The sequence below is a fragment of the Streptomyces sp. NPDC002057 genome, assembly GCF_040296665.1.
In the GTDB taxonomy this organism is placed as follows: domain Bacteria; phylum Actinomycetota; class Actinomycetes; order Streptomycetales; family Streptomycetaceae; genus Streptomyces.
Genome location: NZ_JBEOXR010000003.1, coordinates 1 through 21,642 on the forward strand (window position 1 = coordinate 1; position 21,642 = coordinate 21,642).

General features: G+C 70.8%; 24 protein-coding genes and 3 pseudogenes. 5 read left to right on the top strand and 22 right to left on the bottom strand.

The genetic code is table 11. The annotated features are described in order from the left end of the window. Positions 1–287: 287 nt before the first annotated feature. Positions 288–483: pseudogene (locus tag ABT129_RS03295) on the top strand (aldo/keto reductase); the annotation flags it as partial. Positions 484–689: 206 nt separating this feature from the next. Beyond that, positions 690–1,541: an aldo/keto reductase gene (locus ABT129_RS03300; protein WP_351895940.1), complete on the top strand. Its 852-nt coding sequence runs from the start codon at positions 690–692 to the stop codon at positions 1,539–1,541. A gap of 146 nt (positions 1,542–1,687) precedes the next feature. Here ABT129_RS03300 and ABT129_RS03305 read toward each other — a convergent pair whose 3' ends face one another. Together ABT129_RS03305 and ABT129_RS03310 are read right to left on the bottom strand one after the other, a co-directional pair. Further along, positions 1,688–1,891 carry a cold-shock protein gene (locus tag ABT129_RS03305; protein WP_351895942.1) on the bottom strand — a complete coding sequence of 68 codons (204 nt, stop codon included), beginning with the start codon at positions 1,889–1,891 and terminating at the stop codon, positions 1,688–1,690. 314 nt (positions 1,892–2,205) lie between these two features. Beyond that, entirely contained in the window at positions 2,206–2,391 is a 186-nt protein-coding gene (locus tag ABT129_RS03310) for a hypothetical protein (protein ID WP_351895945.1), read from the bottom strand. Positions 2,392–2,607: 216 nt separating this feature from the next. On the opposite strand from ABT129_RS03310, the gene ABT129_RS03315 reads away from it, so the two are divergent. Together ABT129_RS03315 and ABT129_RS03320 are read left to right on the top strand one after the other, a co-directional pair. After that, the gene (locus ABT129_RS03315; RefSeq protein WP_351895947.1) at positions 2,608–2,865 is read left to right on the top strand and encodes a DUF6400 family protein; all 258 of its coding nucleotides are present in this window, start codon (positions 2,608–2,610) and stop codon (positions 2,863–2,865) included. Further along, positions 2,849–3,079, top strand: a complete 231-nt coding sequence (locus ABT129_RS03320; RefSeq protein ID WP_351895949.1) for a hypothetical protein — start codon at positions 2,849–2,851, stop codon at positions 3,077–3,079. Before ABT129_RS03315 ends, ABT129_RS03320 begins: the two co-directional genes overlap by 17 nt. A gap of 2 nt (positions 3,080–3,081) precedes the next feature. On the opposite strand, the gene hypE is transcribed toward ABT129_RS03320, so the two are convergent. The 15 genes from hypE to ABT129_RS03395 form a co-directional block, all read right to left on the bottom strand. Continuing rightward, entirely contained in the window at positions 3,082–4,182 is a 1,101-nt protein-coding gene (hypE, locus tag ABT129_RS03325) for a hydrogenase expression/formation protein HypE (RefSeq protein WP_502981637.1), read from the bottom strand. Further along, the gene (gene hypD, locus ABT129_RS03330; RefSeq protein WP_351895952.1) at positions 4,175–5,359 is read right to left on the bottom strand and encodes a hydrogenase formation protein HypD; all 1,185 of its coding nucleotides are present in this window, start codon (positions 5,357–5,359) and stop codon (positions 4,175–4,177) included. The genes hypE and hypD overlap by 8 nt, the downstream gene beginning before the upstream one ends. Next, on the bottom strand, positions 5,356–5,673 hold the full coding sequence (locus ABT129_RS03335; protein ID WP_351895953.1) for a HypC/HybG/HupF family hydrogenase formation chaperone: 318 nt from the start codon (positions 5,671–5,673) through the stop codon (positions 5,356–5,358). The genes hypD and ABT129_RS03335 overlap by 4 nt, the downstream gene beginning before the upstream one ends. A gap of 11 nt (positions 5,674–5,684) precedes the next feature. Then, entirely contained in the window at positions 5,685–8,111 is a 2,427-nt protein-coding gene (gene hypF, locus ABT129_RS03340; protein WP_351895955.1) for a carbamoyltransferase HypF, read from the bottom strand. After that, positions 8,108–8,803 carry a hydrogenase nickel incorporation protein HypB gene (hypB, locus tag ABT129_RS03345; RefSeq protein WP_351895958.1) on the bottom strand — a complete coding sequence of 232 codons (696 nt, stop codon included), beginning with the start codon at positions 8,801–8,803 and terminating at the stop codon, positions 8,108–8,110. The genes hypF and hypB overlap by 4 nt, the downstream gene beginning before the upstream one ends. Before the next feature lie 2 nt (positions 8,804–8,805). Further along, positions 8,806–9,201, bottom strand: coding sequence for a hydrogenase maturation nickel metallochaperone HypA/HybF (locus ABT129_RS03350; protein WP_351895960.1), 396 nt, complete (start codon positions 9,199–9,201; stop codon positions 8,806–8,808). Between the two features lie 138 nt (positions 9,202–9,339). Next, complete coding sequence (locus tag ABT129_RS03355) at positions 9,340–9,480, bottom strand: DUF6893 family small protein (RefSeq protein WP_351895961.1); 141 nt, start codon at positions 9,478–9,480, stop codon at positions 9,340–9,342. Next, positions 9,477–10,007, bottom strand: a complete 531-nt coding sequence (locus tag ABT129_RS03360; protein WP_351895964.1) for a hydrogenase maturation protease — start codon at positions 10,005–10,007, stop codon at positions 9,477–9,479. The genes ABT129_RS03355 and ABT129_RS03360 overlap by 4 nt, the downstream gene beginning before the upstream one ends. Further along, positions 10,004–11,401: a hypothetical protein gene (locus tag ABT129_RS03365; RefSeq protein WP_351895966.1), complete on the bottom strand. Its 1,398-nt coding sequence runs from the start codon at positions 11,399–11,401 to the stop codon at positions 10,004–10,006. Before ABT129_RS03365 ends, ABT129_RS03360 begins: the two co-directional genes overlap by 4 nt. After that, positions 11,398–12,036 carry a DUF6084 family protein gene (locus ABT129_RS03370; RefSeq protein ID WP_351895967.1) on the bottom strand — a complete coding sequence of 213 codons (639 nt, stop codon included), beginning with the start codon at positions 12,034–12,036 and terminating at the stop codon, positions 11,398–11,400. The genes ABT129_RS03365 and ABT129_RS03370 overlap by 4 nt, the downstream gene beginning before the upstream one ends. Continuing rightward, positions 12,033–12,692 (bottom strand): DUF5947 family protein, encoded by a 660-nt coding sequence (locus ABT129_RS03375; protein WP_351895970.1) that lies wholly within the window; start codon positions 12,690–12,692, stop codon positions 12,033–12,035. The genes ABT129_RS03370 and ABT129_RS03375 overlap by 4 nt, the downstream gene beginning before the upstream one ends. Beyond that, positions 12,689–13,246, bottom strand: coding sequence for a NifU-related iron-sulfur-binding protein (locus ABT129_RS03380; protein ID WP_351895972.1), 558 nt, complete (start codon positions 13,244–13,246; stop codon positions 12,689–12,691). The genes ABT129_RS03375 and ABT129_RS03380 overlap by 4 nt, the downstream gene beginning before the upstream one ends. After that, positions 13,243–15,027 carry a nickel-dependent hydrogenase large subunit gene (locus ABT129_RS03385; RefSeq protein ID WP_351895974.1) on the bottom strand — a complete coding sequence of 595 codons (1,785 nt, stop codon included), beginning with the start codon at positions 15,025–15,027 and terminating at the stop codon, positions 13,243–13,245. Before ABT129_RS03385 ends, ABT129_RS03380 begins: the two co-directional genes overlap by 4 nt. 122 nt (positions 15,028–15,149) lie before the next feature. Further along, positions 15,150–16,232 carry an NADH-quinone oxidoreductase subunit B family protein gene (locus ABT129_RS03390; RefSeq protein ID WP_351895977.1) on the bottom strand — a complete coding sequence of 361 codons (1,083 nt, stop codon included), beginning with the start codon at positions 16,230–16,232 and terminating at the stop codon, positions 15,150–15,152. Positions 16,233–16,287: 55 nt separating this feature from the next. Then, the gene (locus ABT129_RS03395; RefSeq protein WP_351895979.1) at positions 16,288–18,009 is read right to left on the bottom strand and encodes a hydrogenase maturation protein; all 1,722 of its coding nucleotides are present in this window, start codon (positions 18,007–18,009) and stop codon (positions 16,288–16,290) included. A 348-nt stretch (positions 18,010–18,357) separates the two neighbouring features. Here ABT129_RS03395 and ABT129_RS03400 point away from each other — a divergent pair, with 348 nt between their 5' ends. Further along, a complete protein-coding gene (locus ABT129_RS03400; protein WP_351895981.1) occupies positions 18,358–18,654 on the top strand; it encodes a hypothetical protein in 297 nt (98 codons plus the stop codon). Positions 18,655–18,856: 202 nt separating this feature from the next. Here the strand turns inward: ABT129_RS03400 and ABT129_RS03405 are convergent, their stop codons facing one another. From ABT129_RS03405 to ABT129_RS03425, 5 genes and pseudogenes are all read right to left on the bottom strand, one after another. Continuing rightward, positions 18,857–19,405, bottom strand: a complete 549-nt coding sequence (locus ABT129_RS03405; RefSeq protein ID WP_351895983.1) for a chitinase C-terminal domain-containing protein — start codon at positions 19,403–19,405, stop codon at positions 18,857–18,859. Then, positions 19,402–19,869: pseudogene (locus tag ABT129_RS03410) on the bottom strand (glycosyl hydrolase family 18 protein); the annotation flags it as partial. The pseudogene ABT129_RS03410 and the gene ABT129_RS03405, both read right to left, overlap by 4 nt. A gap of 43 nt (positions 19,870–19,912) precedes the next feature. Then, positions 19,913–20,536 carry a hypothetical protein gene (locus ABT129_RS03415; protein WP_351895985.1) on the bottom strand — a complete coding sequence of 208 codons (624 nt, stop codon included), beginning with the start codon at positions 20,534–20,536 and terminating at the stop codon, positions 19,913–19,915. A 190-nt stretch (positions 20,537–20,726) separates the two neighbouring features. Next, positions 20,727–21,158, bottom strand: a complete 432-nt coding sequence (locus ABT129_RS03420) for a VOC family protein (protein WP_351895987.1) — start codon at positions 21,156–21,158, stop codon at positions 20,727–20,729. A 159-nt stretch (positions 21,159–21,317) separates the two neighbouring features. Then, positions 21,318–21,623, bottom strand: a pseudogene (locus ABT129_RS03425) (carbonic anhydrase); the annotation flags it as partial. Positions 21,624–21,642: the final 19 nt, after the last annotated feature.

The following is a 21,642-nucleotide window of genomic DNA, read 5'->3' on the forward strand; positions in this document are numbered from 1 at the left end:
GCCCACCACCTGTCTGGTGGTGGGCCCACGGCCATGCCTGCGACCGCTGAAGGGACTCGGCCAACGAGTTCGTGCACGGTCGGCGGCGGTCCGCTCGTCACGGCCGGCGTACGAGATCCTGGAATCCCCGCGGTCGATCGGCAGCAAGCAGCTTCAGGTGGGGGCGCACCGCGCGGCTGAGGCCGCCATCACCCTCACCGTCCGGGTCACGACAGGCACCGCCCGGCGGGCTGGGCGAGAGTGGCGAAGGGACCGGCCTGGCATCACCACGAACCGGAGAGGGCGAGATGCGGGACATCAAACTGCGTGACCTGGAGGGTTTCCCTGATCGAGCTGGGCGCGATGGGCATGTCGCACGGCTACACCGGCGTGGGCGCCGACGAGGCGGAGTCGATCAGGACCGTGCACCGGGCGCTGGAGCTGGGCGTCACGCTCGTCTACACGGCCGAGATCTACGGCCCTGCGCCTGTGGACAAGGTGATCAAGGCCATCGGCTCCCGCCAGGCCCTCGATAACCGCGCTCGGCTCGGTCCTGGACGACGCCACCGCTCCCGGCCGCGTCGTCGACGAGGCCTTCACCCTCGACCAGACCCCGGACGACTGCCGCACCATGGCGGACCGCCAGGTCCTCAGGGCCCCTGATCCGCCTCTGCCCCTGCTCCCGCTCTCACCGCGAAGGACTCCCCCACATGCAGTACGTGACCTTGAACAACGGTGTCGAGATGCCGCTCCTCGGCTTCGGCGTCTACCAGATCCCCGCCGAGGACACCGAACGCGCCGTCTCCGACGCCCTCGCCGTCGGCTACCGCCTGCTGGACACGGCCGCCGCCTACGGCAACGAGGAGGCCGTCGGCCGCGCCATCAGGTCCAGCGGTATCCCGCGCGAGGACCTGTTCGTCACCACCAAGCTGTGGGTCCAGGACGCACCCGCCGAGAACAACGCCAAGCGAGCGTTCGAGACGTCCCTGCACAAGCTGGGACTGGACCACGTCGACCTGTACCTGATGCACCAGCCCTTCGGCGACGTCTACGCCCAGTGGCGTGCCATGGAAGCGCTGAACCGTGCGGGGACGGCGAAGGCGATCGGCGTCGCCAACTTCTACCCCGACCGCCTGATCGACCTGATCACCAACAACGAGATCACCCCGCAGGTCAACCAGATCGAGACCCACCCCTTCTTCCAGCGCGCCGACTACCAGAACCTCATGCGCGAGCACGGGGTGCAGATCCAGTCCTGGGGCGGCTTCGCCGAAGGCAGGAACGACCTCTTCACCCACCCCCTCCTGGCCGAGATCGGCAGGGAGCACGACAAGTCCGTCGCTCAGGTCGTGCTGCGCTGGCTCGTCCAGCGCGGCGTCATCACCATCCCCAAGTCGGTGCGTGCCGAGCGCATGGCCGAGAACTTCGACGTCTTCGACTTCCGGCTCACCGACGAGCAGATGGCACGGATCGCCACCCTCGACACCGGCAGCTCCCTGTTCTTCGACCACCGCGACCCGCAGATGGTCACCCGACTCGGGGGCCACCGCCTCGACACCTGACCGCCTCCGCCCCGGCAGCTAGCGGCCAGCGGGGCAGTACGAACGGCTCCGGGGGCGATGGCGCAGGCGGCGACGGCCGGACACGCCAGGGCCTCCGCGCAGCGATGCTTCGCGGAGGCCCTGGTCGCGCACGCACTGCAGTGGGGTCAGGCGGGGGTGATGTTCTCCGCCTGGGGGCCCTTCTGGCCCTGGGTGACGTCGAAGGTGACGGCCTGGCCCTCCTGCAGCTCGCGGAAGCCGGAGGAGTTGATGTTGGAGTAGTGCGCGAAGACGTCCGGTCCGCCGCCGTCCTGCGCGATGAATCCGAAGCCCTTTTCGGAGTTGAACCACTTCACGATGCCGCTGGCCATACCGCTGTCCTTCGATCTCGCCGGGAGTACCCGGTCGGGGTAAGAGGAGGAACCTTCCGCCTAGGGAGGGCGCCCGATCAGCGTCCTACCCCACAGCCCGCCCAAATATTCGATCTTCCCGATGAAACTGGTGACAGGGGCGCCCACGGGGCGGCGTGAGCACCAGAGTTCACCCCGGCTGACGATCAGGCTCCACCCGATGGCGCCCTGTCCGTCAGGCTGCTCTCCAGAGCCGTGCCTGCCACATTGGGTGCCGATCAGCCGCTCTCCGGCACATCGGGTGGGCGGATCTACTGCGTGGCGGTGCGGCGGTCTCAGGTCGTGGATGTGGCGTGGCGGGTCAGGGCCGCCTGGACGATGCGCAGGGCCTCGTCGGGGTCGATTCCGAGACGGGCGACGAGAGTGGCGTAGTCGGTGGCGGCACCGCGGGCCTGCTCGCGGGCGTTTTGGTCCGCGCGCGAGACCCCGCCCTCGGGTCGCTGTAGCCCTGCGCCACCCACCGTCACCACCGTGCCGCGTGCCCCCGGCCCCTCACGCCAACACGCCGTTCGTCGCCATGAGCGCCCCTGCCCATCACCCTCCGTCAAGGGCCTCCACCTGTTCGGCATGAGGTGCGCCACAGGGGCCGTCTGAGGCAGGTCGGGCACTTCTGCAGTGGCCGTGCGCTCTGGTAGAGGTGGTGGCGTACGTGTTCGATTCACCCCCGAAAGCTGCTCATGAACCACGGTCCCGACCCTCATTCCGACCTCGTCGACTTCAGCATCGACCTCACCGTCGAGGAGGCGCGTCGGCGTGCCGAGGTCGTCGCAGCGCTTGGGCCCGATTGGGACCCCGTGGCCGTACTGCGCGAGGAGGAGGCGGCACACGTCCTGCTGTACTCCGGCCTGGACGAGGAGCAGCAGAGGGTCCACGCCATGCTGGTCGCGGCGGGTGTGCTGCCCGGGGAGGTGCCGGGCCGTGCGTCTTCCTCTTGATCCCCACGCCGATCCGGCCCGGCGGGCCTGGGTCGCGTGTCCCGGCTGCGACGACGCCCGTGACTGCGCGAGCTGCCTGGACCGCCGGAACTGCCGGAGCCACTGGCGCTATCTGATCGGGAACAACGGGCCCCGGGTCCACCTGCAGTGCCCGAACTGCACCCACACGTGGACCCTCGACACCTCTCGTGAGCGGCGCGGCCGCCGGGCCTGAGTTCAGCAGATCCGGGGCAGCTGCTCCCCGAGCGGCATGTCGACGACGCGGGTGCCGCCGAGGCCGGTACGGGCGACGACCATGCCCGGGTGGGAGTCGACCGCCTCACCGATGACCGCCGCTTCGCGGCCCAGGGGGTGGGCGCGCATCGCGGCCAGCACGGCGTCCGCCTGCTCGCGCGGGACGAAGGCTACGAGCTTGCCCTCGTTCGCCACGTACATCGGGTCGAGTCCGAGCACCGCGCAGGCGTTGCCGACCGCTTCCGGGATCGGAACGGCGCGCTCCTGGATGACGACGCCGGTGCCCGACGCCGTCGCGATCTCGTTCAGTGAGGCGGCGAGTCCGCCGCGCGTGGGGTCGCGCAGCACGTGCAGGTCCGGGGTGACGGCGAGCATGGCCTCGACGAGGCCGCCGAGCGGGGCGCAGTCGCTGTCGATCTCGACACCGAATTCGAGGCCCTCCCGTACGCTCATGATCGCCACGCCGTGCATGCCGATCGGGCCGCTGACGATCACCACGTCTCCGGGCACCACCCGTTGCGGGCGCAGGTCGACTCCTTCGGGGATCAGCCCGATGCCCGAGGTGTTGATGTAGATGCCGTCGCCGTGACCGGCCTCCACGACCTTGGTGTCGCCGGTGACGATCTGTACGCCGGCGGTGCGCGCCGCCGCGCCGAGGGCCTGCGCCGCGCGGGCGACGACGTCGGTCTCGACGCCCTCCTCCAGGATGAAGCCGCAGGAGAGGTGGCTTGCCCGCGCCCCTCTCATGGCGAGGTCGTTGACGGTGCCGTTGACGGCGAGGTCCCCGATGCTGCCGCCGGGGAAGAACAGCGGGCGCACGACGAAGGAGTCCGTGGAGAACGCCAGGCGGGCGCCGCCGATCCGGATCTCGGCCGCGTCGGCGGTGTGCGCGAGGGCCGGTCCGCCGTAGGCGGGCGCGAAGACGTGCTCGATCAGCTCGGCGGACAGTGCTCCTCCGCCGCCGTGGCCCATGACGATGCGGGGGTGGTCGCGCAGCGGCGCCGGGCAGGTCCAGGCGAGCATGTCGGGTGCCGACGGCGTGGCGTCGGCCGCCGGGGTGGTGCTGACGGTGGTGTCAGGCAAGGGAGCTGCCCTCCAGGGAGGCGGTGACCGGGGTCGAGGTGCCGGCGGCGGCGCGGGCCGCTGCGGACGGGCGCTCCTCCGGGGTGGCCGCGTCGAGTCGGCGGTAGAGGTAGTACGCGGCGCAGGCGCCCTCGCTGGAGACCATCGTGGCGCCGAGCGGGGAGCGGGGTGTGCAGGTGGTGCCGAAGGCCTCGCACTGGTTCGGTTTGAGCTGGCCCTGGAGGACTTCGCCGCTGCGGCACTCGGCGGGCTCGCGGGTGTCGATGCCCTCGACGGAGAAGCGGTGTTCGGCGTCGTGGTCACGGTAGCGTCCGGAGAGGCGCCAGCCGCTGTCCGGGATGACGCCGATGCCGCGCCAGGCCCGGTCGGTGATCTCGAAGACGTCGCTGAGCATCGCCTGTGCCGCTGGGTTGCCGCGGTCGGTGACGGCGCGCTGGTAGGCGTTCTCGACGGTGTGCTCGCCTCGCTCCAACTGGATCACGGTCCGGCGTACGCCTTCCAGGATGTCCAGCGGCTCGAATCCCGTGACCACGATCGGGACCTTGTGGCGTTGCGAGAGCGCGGGGTACTCGGCCGTGCCCATCACACTGCACACGTGGCCGGCGGCCAGGAAGCCCTGCACGCGGCAGTCCGGGGACTGCATGATCGCGTCGATCGCCGGTGGAACGCGGACGTGGGACACGAGCAGGCTGAAGTTGCGGATGTCTCGCTTGCGTGCCTGATGGACCGTCATCGCGTTGGGCGGGGCCGTGGTCTCGAAGCCGATGCCGAAGAAGACCACTTCGCGGTCCGGGTTCTGCTCGGCGATCCGCAGCGCGTCCAGCGGGGAGTAGACCACCCGGACGTCGCCGCCTTGCCCTCGGACCTGGAACAGGTCGCGGCCGGTGCCGGGGACGCGGAGCATGTCACCGAAGGAGCAGAAGATCACCCCGGGTCTGGAGGCGATCTCCAGGGCCTTGTCGATCATCTCCAGCGGGGTGACACAGACCGGGCAGCCGGGGCCGTGGATCAGCTCGATCTCCGACGGCAGGAGCTGGTCGATGCCGTGGCGGATGATGCTGTGGGTCTGGCCGCCGCAGACTTCCATCAGGGCCCAGGGCCGGGTCACCGTCGCGCGGATCTCGTCGAGCAGCCGCTTCGCCAGGTCCGGGTTCTGGAACTCATCGATGTACTTCACGGCCGTACCTCTCCGGGGACGTTGTCCTGCTCCTGCCCTGCGCGCCCGGCCGCCTCCGCGGCTTCCCACGGATCGCCGAACTCCTCCTGGAGCATGCCGAGGGTCTCGAACAGCTCCAGCGTCCGCTTGGCCGACTCCTCGTCGAGCCTCTGGAGGGCGAAGCCCACGTGGACGATGGCGTACTCACCGGGCTTCAGGTCCGGCAGGTACTCCAGGCACACCTCCTTGACCACTCCGCCGAAGTCGACGGTGGCCATCCGGGTGCCGTCCCGGTCCTCGACGTCCAGCACTTTTCCGGGTACCGCCAGGCACATGGGTCTCTCCTCTACTGTCGCTCTGGTCGTGGCGTGCCGGGGGCCTCCTGGTCCGTGACCCGGGCGGCCACGACGAGCTGGCCGAGGGCCAGACCGCCGTCGTTCGGCGGGATCAGGCGATGGCGCAGCACGGTGAAGCCGTCCTCCCGCAGTCCTTCGGCGCAGGCCGAGGAGAGCAGGGTGTTGGCGAACACTCCCCCGGTCAGGGCGACGGTCTCCACTCCGGTCTCGCCGCGGGCGGTGGCGCAGACCGTACGCACCAGGCGGGCCACGGCGTGGTGGAACCGCGCCGCGACGACGGCTGCGGGGGTCCCGTCGAGGACGTCGGCGGTCACCGCAGCGAGCATGGGTGCGGGGTCGGCGGTGAGCGGAGCACCGGCCTGCGGCGAGCCGAACCGGAAGACGTACCGTCCGTCCTCCGCCACGCCGGGTGCGCGCAGGGCCGCGGCCTCCAGCTCGATCGCGGCCTGCGCCTCGTATCGCGCGTGGTGGCAGATCCCCGCGAGGGAGGAGACGGCGTCGAAGAGGCGCCCCATGCTGGATGTGGGTGTGCAGTTGAGTTGGCGCTCCAACTGCCTTTCCAGGAGAGGTAGTTCTCCCAGAGCGCAGGCTCGTGTGGCGGGCAGTGCGGGGTCTGCGGTGAGGTCCGCGGCCCGCAGGTGCGCCAGAGCCATGCGGTAGGGCCGTCGTACGGCCGCGTCGCCGCCCGGCAGGGGTACGTAGGCGAGGTGCGCGAGCCGTGAGAAGCCTGCGTAGTCCGCGAGAAGGAACTCACCGCCCCACACGGCGCCGTCGAGACCGTAGCCGGTGCCGTCGAAGGCCACGCCGATCACGGGGCGCGTGCCGTCGAGGCCGTTCTCGGCCATCGCCGCCGCGACGTGGGCGTGGTGGTGCTGTACGGGGACGACGGGCCGCCCGGCGGCGTGTTCGCGGGCCCATCGGGTGGATCGGTAGGCGGGGTGGCGATCCGCGGCGAGCAGACGGGGCCGTACGCCCGTGACGGACTCCAGCTGCCGCTCGGCGGTGGCGAGGGCGAGCTGGGTGGCGAGGTCGTCCATGTCGCCGATGTGGGCGGAGAGCCACGCCTGGCGGCCGTCGCCCAGGCAGAAGGCGTTCTTCAGGTCCCCGCCCACGGCGAGGGAGGGGGCGACCTCGACGGGCAGGGCGACCGGCAGCGGCACATAGCCCCGGGAGCGGCGCAGCGTCAGCGGCTCGCCGTCGCAGACACGGACGACGGAGTCGTCGCAGGGCACATGGATCGGCCGGTCGTGCAGCAGCCAGGCGTCCGCCAGACCGGCGAGCCTGGTCAGCGCCTCCGTGTCGTCCGTGACGATGGGTTCGCCCGAGAGGTTGCCGCTGGTCATCACCAGCAGCCGGGGCCCGTCCGGGTCGGCTGCGCCGAGGCCGAGGAGGAGGTGGTGCACGGGGGTGTACGGGAGCATGAAGCCGAGGTCCGGGCTGCCCGGCGCCACCTCCCGCGCCGGAGCGGCCCCGTGGCGGGGCCGGGGGTCGTCGCGGCGGCGGAGGAGGACGACGGGCCGGACGCCGCCGGTCAGGAGTTCACGTTCGAGCGAACCGAGGTGTGCGAGCGGCTCGATGTCGGCGAGGTCGGCGGCCATCATCGCGAACGGTTTGTCACCGCGCGCCTTGCGACGGCGCAGTGCGGCCACCGCGTCCGGGTTCGTCGCGTCGCAGGCCAGGTGGAACCCGCCCAGGCCCTTGACGGCGAGGATCGCACCGGCAAGGAGCATCCGGCGTGCGGCGCCGATCGGGTCGCTGCCGGAATCCGGGTCCGGTTCGATGCCCGAGGGGGCGGGGCCGTCCGGCGGGGTGACCAGCCGCAGGCGGGGGCCGCAGCGGGGGCAGGCGACGGGCTGGGCGTGAAAGCGGCGGTCGGCCGGGTCCGCGTACTCACGGGCGCACTCCGGACACATCGGGAAGCCGGCCATGGTGGTGTGGACCCGGTCGTACGGCAGGCCTGTGACGATCGTGAACCGCGGGCCGCAGTGGGTGCACGTGATGAAGGGGTGCAGGTACCGGCGGTCGGTCGGGTCCGCGAGCTCCGCGAGGCAGTCCTCGCAGGTGGCGGTGTCGGGCGGGACGAGGGTGCGGACGGCGCCGCCCTGGCGGGAGGGCACGATCGTGAACCCGCTGGCGCCGTTCGCGGTCACTTCGGCGGACTCGACGGACTCCACCCGGGCCAGGGGCGGGGCGTCGGGCGCGAGCCGGTCGCAGAAGGCGGCGACGTCCTGGGGGTCTCCCTCGACCTCCGCGACGACTCCGTCCGCCGTGTTCGTGACGTGGCCGGACAGGCGCAGCCCGGTGGCGAGGGCGTAGACGAAGGGCCGGAAGCCCACGCCCTGCACGACACCGCGGACGACCACGCGGCTGCGCCGGGGGGCCGTGGCGGGTGTGGGTCCGGGCCGCGCCGTGGTCACGCGCCGGCCTGGGCCATCACCGGGGTGTGGACGCGGTTCCCCTCGGCCGTCGCGAGGGCCCGGTCGAGGAGGGCGCCGGCGCCGCGGCCGTCACGCACGGAACTGAGGACGATCTCGACACCGGGATTGACCTGTTGCACGTTGGCGCGGAAGGCCGCCTCGTCGAACTCGGCCGCGTCGGCCATGTCGGTCTTGGTGACGATCACCAGCTGGGCGAGGCCGAACGCGGTGGGGTACTTGAGCGGCTTGTCCTCCCCCTCGGTGACCGAGGCGAGCACGACGCGCAGGGACTCCCCCAGGTCGTAGCCGGCGGGGCAGACGAGGTTGCCGACGTTCTCGACGAACAGCAGCCGGGTGGACTCCGGCAGCCAGTCGTGCAGGTGCCGGGCGACCATGTCGGCCTCCAGATGGCAGAGACCGTCGGTGAGCACCTGCTTGACGGGGGCTCCCGAGCGGGCCAGGCGGCGGGCGTCGTTCTCGGTGGCCAGATCGGCCGTGAGCGCGGCCGTGCTGACGCCCTGTTCGGCGGCGAGGCGCAGTTCACGCTCCAGCAGCGCGGTCTTCCCGCTTCCGGGGCTGGAGAGCAGGTTGACCACGGTGGTGCCGCGGGCGGTCAGTTCGGTGCGCAGGATGTGTGCCGCGGCCTCGTTCTTGGCGAGGACGGCGCGCTGGAGATCGACGGCTCGGCACATGCTCAGCTCTCCTCGGTGATCGGTTGGTGTTGTCGTTCGTGTGCCGCTTCGGGGTCGGCCCAGCGGACCCGACGGATCTGCAGTTCGCGGCCGGAGACGAGTGCGTCGGCCGCGGCGCCGCAGCCGGGGCAGAGCAGCCGCGGCGGCATGCCGACCGGCCAGACCTCGGCGCACGGTTCGCAGCGCGCGGTGCCCGGGACGGTACGGGTGATCAGCTCGGCGCCTTCGACGACGGTTCCGGCGCAGGCGAGTTCGAAACAGAAGGCGAGGGCGTCGGCGACGACGCCGGCCAGCTCGCCCACGTCCAGCTCGATGCTGCTGACGCCGACGGCACCGCGAGACCTGGCCGCGGTCTCGACCTGATCGACGACGGCGACCGCGAGGGACATCTCGTGCATCGGTCTCCGTCCTGGGCGCGGGGGTGGGTCTCGGGCGCCATTAGAGGACGGGGCGCGGCGGGGGTGCGCCCGGCGCGCCGGGACCCGACGGCGGTGTCGTCCGTTCGGTGCAGCCGCCGCCACCGAACCCGCCGGGCGTCACATCCTGCTGATGCGCAGATAGCGCCGGACGTCGGGGAGGACTCCCACGACGACGGCCAGGACGGCCAGGGCTGCGGTGACGGCGGCTGCGGCGCCGATGACGTTCCTGCGCATGGTGCTCTCCGTTTCGGTCTTCATACGACGGCTTCCTGGCGGACCAGTTCGGCCACCATCCGCACCGCGTCGGGCACTGCGGCGGCGACCTGGGGGCTGAGCCCGATGCCCTCGTCGAGGCAGGCCGGTTCACAGCCGACGACGAGGATCCGCCGTGGCGGCGCGGCGCCGGTTCCCGCGCACAGGGTGTCGAGCAGGGCGAGAACGGCGTCGGGGGTCATCCGGTGGCCGTCGAGCGGCGCGGGCTCCGTGCCGGAGCCGCGGTCGTCGGCCGCCGAGGCGTCGATCAGGTACAGCGCGCCCGGTTCGCCGCCGCGGGCGGTGACGTCGACCAGGACGAGGGTGTCCCAGCCGTCGAGGAGCTCGTAGGCGAGGTGGACGCCCCGGACTCCGACGTCGGTCAGCTGGACGGAGGAGGGGAGTTCCTCCTGGGCGAGCCGGCGCACGGTCTCCACGCCGAACGCGTCGTCGCCGAGGAAGATGTTGCCCACCCCCGCCACGAGGGTGCGGGCCGTGCCGGGCACCGGGGAGTCGGCCGCGGGGCCGTTCACCTGTCCTCCAGGGCTTCGACCTCGTCGGGCTGGAAGTAGAGGAACCGGCCCTGCTCGCGGCGGATGTCGGCGCCCGGGTCGTCCTCCACGGTCACCGCGATGTGGACCCCGCCGTCGACGTCGTGGACGACCGCCTCCACCAGGGCGGTGCGCCCGTCGAGGAACAGGTCCTGGGCGTCCGAGCGGCGCAGCCGTGGGCGCAGGACGACCCTGCTGCCCGCGGAGACCGCGTGTCCGTCGACGAGGACGTGGTCGCTGCCCGGATCGACGTCGGTGTCGCCGGCCGGGTCCCACCAGGGCGTCTCCGGTACGAGGACGCCGTCTGCCGGTTTCGGCGGCCCGGTGACGCCCTGCAGGCTGCGTACGGCTCCGTGCAGACGCTCCAGGACCTCGGGCGGCATGGTGTCCGCCAGCTCGATCACGGCCGCGGCTCGGGCGTCGGTCCCTCTGGCCTCGCGCTTCTCCTCGTCGGTGAGGGCGGCGGTGCGCAGGGCGAGGATCTCGTCGATCTCGGTCGCGTCGTAGAGGGCCCCTGGGCTCTCGGGCGCGATGGCCGGATGGTCCTCCAGGATGATCGGCGAGGAGAGCATCAGGTCGTCGCGACCGGGTTCACCGGCCAGGACGGGCCAGGTGTGCAGGTTGCGACAGGCGGCGACGGCGCCCTTGGCCCATTCCGGCGGGTCGGTCATCGACAGGAAGGAGCCGCCGTCGAGACGGAGCAGCGTGTGCGTGGCGACGAGGGAGTGGGGCAGTGCCGCGTGCCGGTCGGTGTCCTGACCGGCGGTCCACGCGCTGCTGTTCTCCACCGTGACCGAGAGGCGCTCGACGCGGTACGGGCCGTCGAGTTCGGCCGCCGAGATCCGCAGCGTGCCCCTGATCTCCTCGCGCCGGCGTACCAGTCGCCCGAGGACGCGCCCTGCGGCGTCGGTGACGTCCTCCACCTCTTCGGCGGCGGGGCGGGCGAAGGGCAGGGCGGCGCCGTCGCCCCTCAGTTCGCCGACGGGGACGACGAGGGTGACCCGCTCCTCGACTCCCTCGTCCCAGGGCACCAGGATGCGGTCGGCCAGGTGGAGTTCGCCGGTCGGCGCGAAGGTCCCGTCGGCGCGGAGTTCCTCGACGGTGCGCCGCTGGGCGCGCAGGAAGCGGACCTCCACGGCGAGTTCGGCACCGGTCCTCGGTTCCATGAGGCACTCGGTGTGCTGGAGGTCGTGCTCCTCCGCGGCGGCGCTCCAGGACGGTGGCACCAGGACCCCGAACTGCCAGCGCAGCCGGTTCTTGGCGGCGGACGCGCGGTACGGGTAGAGCACGTACCCCTCGAAGAGGACGGCGTCGGCGACGTGGCGGGCGACGGCGAAGCGCGCCTCGGTGCCGGGGGTGAAGGCGACGGTCGTCATCGTGTCCTCTCCCCCGCCGCTTCGAGCAGGGACTCGACGGTGGCCTGCCAGGACGGGAGGGCCCGGCGGGAGCGGTAGGCGAGCAGGGCGTCCATGGCGTCGCCCTGGAGCCGGATCCAGCCGCATCCGGGGAAGTGCTGGTCGATCATCTCGCGCCAGACCTTCACGGGCATGCGGTGGGAGACCTCCTTGTCCCAGGGAACGGGCTCGACGTGGAAGCCGCCGGCGCCGGTGAAGGCGGTGCCGGAGAAGAGCAGGAGCAGCGGGATCTCGCCGTCGGAGAGGGCCCGGAAGTAGCGGGACGCGGCGATGTCGGTGTCGTAGGTGCACGGCACGACGAGGTCGGTCTCGATCTCACCGGTGAAGCCGGGCACCATGACGGAGGCCTGGGCGAACTGGACCGGGTTGAGGCTGGTGCCCCACCGGGATCGTTCGCCGAAGAGGTCGCCCAGGGCCGCGGCCTCGTGGTCGTCGTAGCCGCGCCGGGCGGGTTCGATACGGATCTGGCAGCGCAGGGCCATGGCATGGACCCGGGTGCCGCCGGTGGCGGTGATCCGCAGCCGGAACACGAGCGTGGGGCCGGCCGCGTAGGCATCGGCGCGGACGTCGGTGCAGGTGAAGGAGAACTCGGTCACGGCCGGCTCCCCTGCGGCTCGCGGGCCAGCTCCCGTACGTGGGCGAAGAGGGCGTCGAGGTCGGCCCGTGCCTCCGCGCCTCCGTCGAAGCCCTGCCAGTGCAGTCGCATGCGGCCCACCAGTTCGTAACAGAGGTCGATCGGTACGAGGAAGCACTCGGTACGGCCTTCGTGGCGGCGCAGCAGCAGGGCCTCCACGTCGGGTTCGAGGTGGGCGGCGAGCCCGGTGGCGTCGAGGACGGACTGCCAGGCCTCGTCCTCCAGTTCGCTCTCGGTGGCCCCGGCGGGGCTCGGGTAGAGCGCCACCGGCCGGTCGAGGGCGGAGTTGCGGAAGAAGAACGCGACGGAGACCGGGATCCGCAGCGACTCCCACGCACGGTCGTCGATGCGGTGGCCCGGATCGCTCAGGAAGCGGCCGGGGACCGCGCGGAAGCGCCCCGGGGAGGCGCCGGAGCGGTCCATGAGCTGCGAGCACGGGCGGCAGGCGCAGACCAGGGCGCGCTTGTCCGTGTCGACGAGATGCGGATGGCGTTCCTCGGCCGCCAGCGGTGCCCCGCACAGTTCGCAGCGTTCCTCGCGGGGCGGGCGCGGGGTGGTGAACCGGCGCAGGCCCGTAGGCCGTTGGGGCCGGGCGGCGCTGTTCGGCGGCCCGTTCACGAGACGGCCGACGAGCGGCCGTCCGCGCCCGCGAGGGTGGGACGGGTGCCGATCTGGAGCAGGGCCGGCTGGCGCGGGGCGCCGGTCTCCAGCTCCACGCCGGTGACCTCCGGGGCGAAGCACGCGAGGGCGTCCAGGGCGGCCTGCCGGACGGACTCCTGGGTGCCGGCGCAGCCGCATCCGGACGAGGCCGTGACCCGCAGCCGCAGCACGCCCGTCGCCGGGTCGAATCCGGCGTTCTCCACGGGCTGGGGCAGGGCGGACAGGGCACGGTCGATACGGGTCGGCGCGTCCTCCGGGTGCAGTCCGTGCAGGTTCAGGAGGCTCGCGACGAGTTCGTCCGCGAGCAGCGGGCCGAGCGGGTCGGCGGGCGGGCGGGCGGCGGGGCGCCCGAGGAGGTCCACGACGCGGGCGATGCCGCTGCCGTAGAACTCCATGAGGACGCGTACGACTTCCTCCGCCGCCGCGCAGGCCTCGGTGTCGCCGTTCTCCGCCAGCCGGTCCAGGACCTGTTCGACCCGTCGGCCCGCCTCTTCGGCGGTGGTCGCGCTCATCCGGCCAGACCGCTCAGGCCGGTGGGCACGTGCATCTGCTTCACGGTCCTGCCGTTGCCCGTGTACATGTGGACGCCGCACGGCAGGCAGGGGTCGAAGCTGCGCACGGCGCGCATGATGTCGATGCCCTTGAAGTTCTCGGGCGTGTTCTCCTCGAAGATCGGGGTGTTCTGCACCGCGTCCTCGTACGGACCGGGGGTGCCGAACGTGTCCCGTGTGGAGGCGTTCCACGGGGTGGGCGGGTACGGGTGGTAGTTGGCGATCTTGCCGTCCCTGATCACCATGTGGTGGGAGAGAACGCCCCGTACGGCTTCGGTGAATCCGACGCCGATGGACTCGTCCGGGACCTCGAACTTCTCCCACGTCTGGGTGCGTCCGGCGCGGACCTCCTCCAGGCCCTTCTCGGCGCAGTGCAGGGCGACGGCGGCCGCGTACGCCTGGAAGTAGGTCCTGGCGCGGTTGCGCTCCAGGGCGTTGCTCCACTTCGGGATCCGCCACTCGAACGTGGTCTCCGGCTTGGTCATCGTGCGGGGCAGGTTGATGACGACGCTGTGCCCGGTGGCCTTGATGTAGCCGATGTCGACGAGGCCGGAGAGCGCGGTGGACCACAGGCGTGCGAGGGGGCCGCCGCCGGTGTCCAGTGCCAGGTGGTCCTTGCCGTCGAACCATCGCGGGGACATGACCCAGCTGTACTTGTCGTCGAAGTTCCGCTTCTGCGGGGCCGGGATGGTGTGCTGGTTCCACGGGTGGCGCGGGTCGACCGGGTTGCCCAGCGGGTCGTGGGTGACGAACTGTTCCTGCCCCTGCCAGTCCTCGTAGTACGAGCTGCCGAGCAGGATGCGGATGCCGAGGTTGATCTCGGTGAGGTCGTTGGTCACCAGCTTGCCGTCGACGACGACACCGGGGGTGACGAACATCCGCCGGCCCCAGTCGGTCATGTTGGCGTAGGTGAAGTCGCAGTGCTCGGGGTCGTTGAGCGCGCCCCAGCAGCCGAGCAGCACACGGCGGCGACCGACCTCCTCGTAGCCGGGCAGCGCCTCGTAGAAGAAGTCGAAGAGGTCGTCGTGGAGCGGGACGACTCGCTTCATGAACTCCACGTACCGCATGAGACGGCTCATGTAGTCGGTGAACAGCTGCACGGACGCGATGGTGCCGACACCACCGGGGTAGAGCGTGGAGGGGTGGACGTGGCGCCCCTCCATCAGACAGAACATCTCGCGGGTGTAGCGGCTGACCTGCAGCGCCTCGCGGTAGAACTCGCCCTCCAGGGGGTTGAGGGAGCGCATGATGTCGGCGATCGTGCGGTAGCCGTGCTCGGCGGCGTGCGGCGCCTCGGTGCGCTCGGCGAGCTCCAGGACCCCGGGGTTGGTCTCGCGGACCATCTTCTCGCAGTAGTCGACCCCGACCAGGTTCTCCTGGAAGATGTTGTGGTCGAACATGTACTCCGCGGACTCGCCGAGGTTGATGATCCACTCACCGAGGTGCGGGGGCTTCACTCCGTACGCCATGTTCTGCGCGTACACGGAGCAGGTGGCGTGGTTGTCTCCGCAGATGCCGCAGATGCGGCTGGTGATGAAGTGCGCGTCGCGGGGGTCCTTGCCCCGCATGAAGACGCTGTAGCCGCGGAAGACGGAGGAGGTGCTGTAGCACTCCGCGACGCGCTTCTGCTTGAAATCGATCTTGGTGTGGATGCCGAGGCTGCCCACGATCCGGGTGATCGGATCCCAGGCCATCTCCACCAGTCCGGAGTCGTCACCCGTCGTCTTCGTCCGAGGTGCCATGGTCTTTGCGGTGCCTTTCGTCAGCTCTTCGACTTCTCGAACAGGGAGATGGATGGGAGTTGCGGGGGGGCCGGGGGTGCACCGGCGTCAGCCGCGCGGACGCCGGTGCGGTGAGGTGACGGTCACCAGGGCGGCCGGTAGCCGGTGGTGATGCGGTCGCCGGTGTGCCGCCACTTCGGCTCCTTGTCCACGGTCTTGGCCGTGATGGTCCGCAGCCGGCGGATGACCGAGCCGTACACGCCGCTGGCGGTGCTGGAGACCTTGCCGCCGGGAGGCTCGTCCATGAACGGCATGAACTTGTCGGGGAATCCGGGCATCGTGCACGCGATGCAGATGCCGCCGACGTTCGGACAGCCGCCGATGCCGTTCATCCAGCCGCGCTTGGGGACGTTGCACTTGACGACCGGCCCCCAGCAGCCCAGCTTGACCAGGCACTTGGGCGAGTCGTACGTCGAGGCGAACTGGCCCTGCTCGTAGTAGCCGGCCCGGTCGCAGCCCTCGTGCGCGGTCGCCCCGAACAGCCAGGTCGGACGGAGCTTGTCGTCGAGCGGGATCATCGGGGCGGAGCCGACCGCCTGGTAGAGCAGGTAGGTCAGCGTCTCCGCGAAGTTGTCCGGCTGGATGGGGCAGCCGGGCACACACACGATGGGGATGCCCGCATGGGACTTCCACTCCCAGCCCAGATAGTCCGGGAGACCCATAGCGCCGGTCGGGTTCCCCGCCATGGCGTGGATGCCGCCGTACGTGGCGCAGGTGCCGATCGCGACCACCGCGAGCGCCTTCGGTGCCAGCCGGTCGATCCACTCGCTCGTGGTGATGGGCTGACCGGTCTCCGGGTTGTCGCCGAAGCCGCTCCAGTAGCCCTCCTGCTTGATGGCCTCGTTCGGGATCGATCCTTCGACGACCAGGACGAACGGGTCGATCTCGCCCCGCTCCCCCTTGAAGAACCACTCGATGAACGTGTCGGCGCCGCCCACCGGGCCGCACTCGAAGTCGATCAGTGGCCAGTGGACCGCGATCCTGGGCAGCCCCGGCAGCCCTGCGAGGGCGATCTCCTCGATGCTGGGCTGCATGGCGGCGGTCAGGGCCACCGAGTCGCCGTCGCAGCTCAGACCCGCGTTGATCCAGAGAATGTGGATCGGCTTCTCTTCGCTGCCGGGTGCGGCACCCTGGTCCTCGACCGGGGCCGGCTTTACTGCGCTCATGAGTCGCCTCCTGAGGAGGGATGGGGCAAGGCCTCACTTCGGGCCTGGGTCTTGCTCAACAGTCGGTCGATCCGGTCCCGCCCGCACCTGGGCCGTCCGGGGCCGACGCGCGGGAGACCTCCTTCCGGACGAAGGCCCGCCGGAGTGCGTGGTAGCTCGCGGCCGGATCGTCGAAGATCCGCCGCATCCGGGAGAGCTCCCGCTCACGGTGGGCGGCAAGGGGGGCGACGGACTCCCGGCGCTCGTACTCCGCCTTCTTCGCCGCGATCCTCGGCTGGAGCCCGCCACGCGATGCCAGCCGAAGGGCCAATCGGGTGATCTCGGCGGGGAACTCCCCGGGTCCGCAGTCGACGACACGGTCGACCAGTCCCCTGTGGAGCGCCCCGGCCGAGGAGATCGGCCGGGCCTCCTCGGTGAGCCGCTCCGCCTGGGCCGCGCCCACCTTCCCGGGCAGAGTGCGGGTCCAGTACTCCGAGCCGTACAGGCCCATCCGCCGGTAGTGCGGATTGAGCACCGAGCCCGACCGGCACCAGACCTCGTCGGCCGCGAGGGCGAGCATCACTCCGCCGGCGGCGGCGTTCCCGCCGATCGCGCTGACGACGAGCCGGTCGGTCGTGGTGAGGACCGCTTCCACCAGGTCGTTCATGGCGTTGATGTTGGCCCAGGACTCGGCGGCCGGGTCTGCGGCGGCTTCGATGACGTTCAGGTGGATGCCGTTGGAGAAGAAGTCACGCTGCCCGCCGAGCACGAGTACGGAGGTGGGGCGCGTGCGGGCGTCCCTCCAGGCCGCCAGCAGTCGGCGGCACTGGTCGGTGCCCATCGCCCCGCCCGGGAACGCGAAGGACAGGACGCCCACCGGTCCCTGCTCCCGGTACCGGATGTCGGACCAGCTACGTCCGCCGGGCTGTGCAGGCTCCGCTGCCTCCACGGCCTCTACGGGTCCCGGAAGCTCGGGCAGCTCCGGCAACCGGCCCGCGAGGGCCAGGGTGGCCGGGAGCTTGCACGCGCGGGGCCTGCCGGGACCGGTGCGGGCACGGAGCTCGGGGATCCACACCGCGCCGTCCACCGTGGCACGGCAGACGGCGCCCGCCCGGGTGGCCAGCAGGTCGCCGGGCCGTCCGCGCAGACCGTCCTCCGCGTGGCCACCGTGCAGGAACCATTCGGCGCCGAGCAGCCGGTCACGCACACCGGGCTGCGAGTCCGCGGCCCGCAGGGCGCGCAGAACGGTCTCGGTGGTGTCCTCGCTCCAGGAGATCCGGCGCTGCTCCTGCCGGAGTGCGGGGCGGACGCGGATCTCGCCGGTCTGCGGAAGCGGTGCCGCCCCGGCGGCGACCCGCTCGACGGCCAGGAGCACGGCGGCGACAGCGGCGTCGGAAAGCTCGTTGCGGTACAGGTCGCTCTTGCCGACTTCCGGGACGCGGAAGGTCGCGGACGCCCAGACGTCGCCCGCGTCCATCTCCTCGTCGGCCTGGAGGACGGTGACGCCCCACTCCTGCGCGCCTTCGTGGATCGCATGATCCAGTGACGACGGACCGCGGTCGCCGACCGGCCCCGGGTGCACGATGAGGCAGAGATGCGCCGTCCACACGTCACGGGGGACGACGGCCTTCAGCATGGGGGCGACGACCAGGTCGGGGACGTGGCGCGAAACGGCCTCGCGCACGGCGTCCCCGTCGGGAGTGACCTCCACGGGGACGGTGTGCCCGCGGTCGCGCAGCTCGACCAGGACACGCTGCGTGAGGCTGTTGAAGCTGCTGGCGACGAGCAGGATGCGCATGGGCGGCCCTTCCGGGTAGCGGTGGACCGCACGGGACGTGCGGTCCACCGACCGCCTGCGATCATCGGGCACCGCGGGCCGGGGACGAGGACGACGGAGCCCTCACCTCACCCGATCGAGGCCCGCGTCCGGCCGATTGGCGGGCGGCTGTCGGCGGCGCGCTGCCCAGGTGACGCGCCGAGCGGCCCATGGGAAAATCGAAGTCCCAGAGGTAGGCGGACGCGTACCTCTCGCACGGACGGACAGGCAGGTCGGCTCATGGCCGAGAATCCGAAGTCCTCCAGGCCGCCCTCGCGCGGCGAACCGAGCCGCGACGGTATGGCCGGGCAGCACGGGTGGTCTCCCGACGTGGACGAGACACGGCAGCAGGACAATCCGAGCGCCTCGCGTTCCTTCCACCCCGAGAAGCACGCGCCTCCACGCGGCAAGGGACGGAAGATCGCGAAGGAAGAGAGCCGCAGCGTCCCCGGCGACACCGTTCACAGCGACACGACCAGGGGCGAGAAGCACGGACACTCGCCGGAGAAGGGCGCCCACGACACAGGCCGCAAGGGTCGGACTCAGCGCCCCAGCGGCACGAAGGACGCCTCGGCGTACACCGGCGTGGACCCGGACGACGACTCCCCCGGCTCCCGCCAGGGCTGACGCGACACGACAGTCGCACGGGTGGGTCGCATCGCCCTGGACACGAGCACGCGGGTACGACCCGACCCGCTCTTCACCTGGAGAGTGCTTCCTCCCGTACAGCCGACAGGACCCCCTGTAAAAGCCCCATCGTCGCAGTTCAAAAGCGTTCTCCGTCTGGTTGATCAAGATGTGGAGTACCAGCCTGGGTCGCTGGGAACGATCAGCCGGCGGTGCCGATCAGCTTCCAGGGCTCGTGGTCGGCGTCGGCCCCGGTGCCCGGGGCACTGCCCTTCGTCTCCCATTTGGCCTTCCAGACCTTGCCGTTGTACCTGACCGTGGTCTGCCAGATCGGCTGGCCGGCCGGGGAGTAGATCTTGGTCGCGTCCCAGCTCCCGGCAATGCAGCCACCAGTCGGCGGGGTCGCCGTACCGAGTCCCTTGAGGCTGTGGTTCACCGGCGCGTACGCCGTACCGCCGATCGACAGACTCGTGTTCACCGGACCGGTGATCGGGAGGAAGTAGATAATCGGCAGGTCGAGCGACTTCCCGACCGGGATGATCTGGCAGTAGTCCAGTGTCGTGCTGACCCGGTCGAACGTCCGTCCGGGCACCAGCTTCCACTGGCCACCTTGGACATCCGTCTGCCAGTTGGCGTCCTTGACCAGCGGTGACGTCGAGGCCGGAATGTCAAACGACAGTTTCGTGCCTTGCCACCGCCGAGCGTGCGCCCGGTGTTCTTGGTGATCCGGACGGTCGGCTGCGACGGCCACAGGTTCGCCGTGGCGGTCGGGTAGTTGACCATCTCGACGCTCAGGTCGGCGGTCACCGTCGGCGCGACACCAGCGCTCCCGGTGCGCGGGTTGTTGTCGTAGGCGCCGATATTGCCCAGCTTCTCGTTCAGCCCGGTGGTCAGCGTGTACCCCATCCCGCACGGAGTGTCCGGCTGGATGTCCGCCGGGCAGAAGTAGTCGCCGCCGAGCTCCCACATCATCACGCCGCCCGCACCGGTCGACTTGACCAGATCGGTGACCGCGTCGATGCCCTGCTCGTCCTCGGTCGACAGGAACACCTTCTCCTCGGCGTTCCACAGCCACGACGTCTTCGTGGCGTCGTCCCAGTACCGGGTGTACTGGCCCGTGCGCCGGTCGGTGATGTCGGTCTCCGGCTTCAGCCCGACGCTGCGCGCATGGACCGGGGTGACGTTCTTCTCCACGCCGTGATCACACCAGCCCATACCAAGATCGTTCCACGGGGTGGCTGGCGGCTCCGACCACCCCTCAGCTGCCGCTCAGTGGAGACGCCCACGTGGGGTCGTGTCGGGATCTCCTCGTGAGGTGGGCCAGCAGGTGCTCCGCCGCGATGGAGACGGTGTCTTGCGGCGCGCCGACTGCGGTCAGGGCGGCGATGAGCCTTGCCGATGCTGTTTCCTGCACGTCCGGGTCGGTGAGAAGGGGAAGCAGCAGCAGGAAGCGGGTGGCTGTGTCCTGGACGCCTTCGGCCGCAAGGGACGGGCTGTCAGCCATCCGGATCAGTTCGTGCCATGTCAGCCCAGTGCCCGAGAAGTCTCCGTCCCAGCTGGCGATCTGCTCGACGTAGCTTCCGCCTGGACAGGTGCGGAGGTAGTCGGTGCCGTAGTCGCCATCCAGGTTGCGATAGATCACCACGGCTCCGGGGCCGCCTTCCGCCAACACCCTGAACACTGGCCAGCGTTCAGGATCGAAGAGGATCTCGGAGAGGACATCGGCGTCGGCGCCGTCCTCACCGAACCACTCCGGAACCGGGCGCTCGGCACACCGCCCGTCGCTGCACATCGACAGGAGGTAGTTCGACCAGAAGCCCCGGTGGACCAGCAGTGACTCGCCCGGCACCAACGGGCCGACGTCGTATCCCTCGATCAGCACCCCTCGATCCTGTCACCAGCCACTGACACGGCCCGATCCGGGATCGGCAAGGGGGCGCGGCCCAAGTGCGGGACAGCCCTCAGGCTTCGAACACCGTGGCCGACCTCGCTCTCACGGGACAGCTTCTGCCGCATACGAGACCTGAGAGGCAACCGGGAGACGGCTGCCGCCTCGCGGTCTCGGAGGAGAATCAGCCGAGGCAGAACTCGTTGCCCTCGATGTCCTGCATCGTGATGCAGGACTCGTTGACGCCATCGGCGCGCTGCGTGAGCACGTGCTTCGCGCCGAGCGCCATCAGCCGTGCGCATTCGGCTTCGAGTGTGGCCAGGCGCTCGTCACCCACGAGCCCTGTGCCGACCCGCACATCAAGGTGGACCCGGTTCTTGACGACCTTGCCTTCGGGAACTCGCTGGAAGAGCACGCGCGGGCCCACACCCGAGGGATCAGTGCACGCGAAGTAGACCTCGTCCTCGGGCGGCAGTGAGTCGTGGTACTCGTCCCACGTGGCAAAGCCCTCCGGGACTGGCGGGACGACGTACCCCAGCACTTCGCACCAGAAGGCGGCGAGGCGCGCGGGTTCCGCGCAGTCGAAGGTCACTTGGAACTGCCGAATCGTTGACATCGGCGCACGATAACAGGGGCCTTGCTCGTCTCCCCCGGCGGGTGGATCCACTCGTTGCCGTGGGCTGTTGCGTCGACGAGAGCGTGAAGACCGGCACAGCAGCATGCCCGTGGTTCACCGGCACGGTGGATGGTGGTCCTGGCTCACGGCACGGGTGGGTCAGACGAGTTGGTGAACAAGCTGGGTTGTCAGTTCGTATCTGGCCCCGACGACAGCCAGCTTCCCGGCCGCGATCCTCGCGGCGAGGTCGTTCTCCGCCGCAAGCCTGGAACGTACGCGCCGCACCTGTGCGTCGATCGTCGCGTCGATCCGCGCGGCGCCCTCGACCGAGCGGTCGATGGCGGGCTTGATCTCGTCGGCGATGTACTGGATGTGCGCGGGCAGCCCCTCGCCCCTCTCGTCCGCGCGGACAGCTGCCGAAACCGCGCCGCACGACTGATGCCCGAGCACCCGACAAAGGGGGATGGAATCCCGTGTGAAGCCC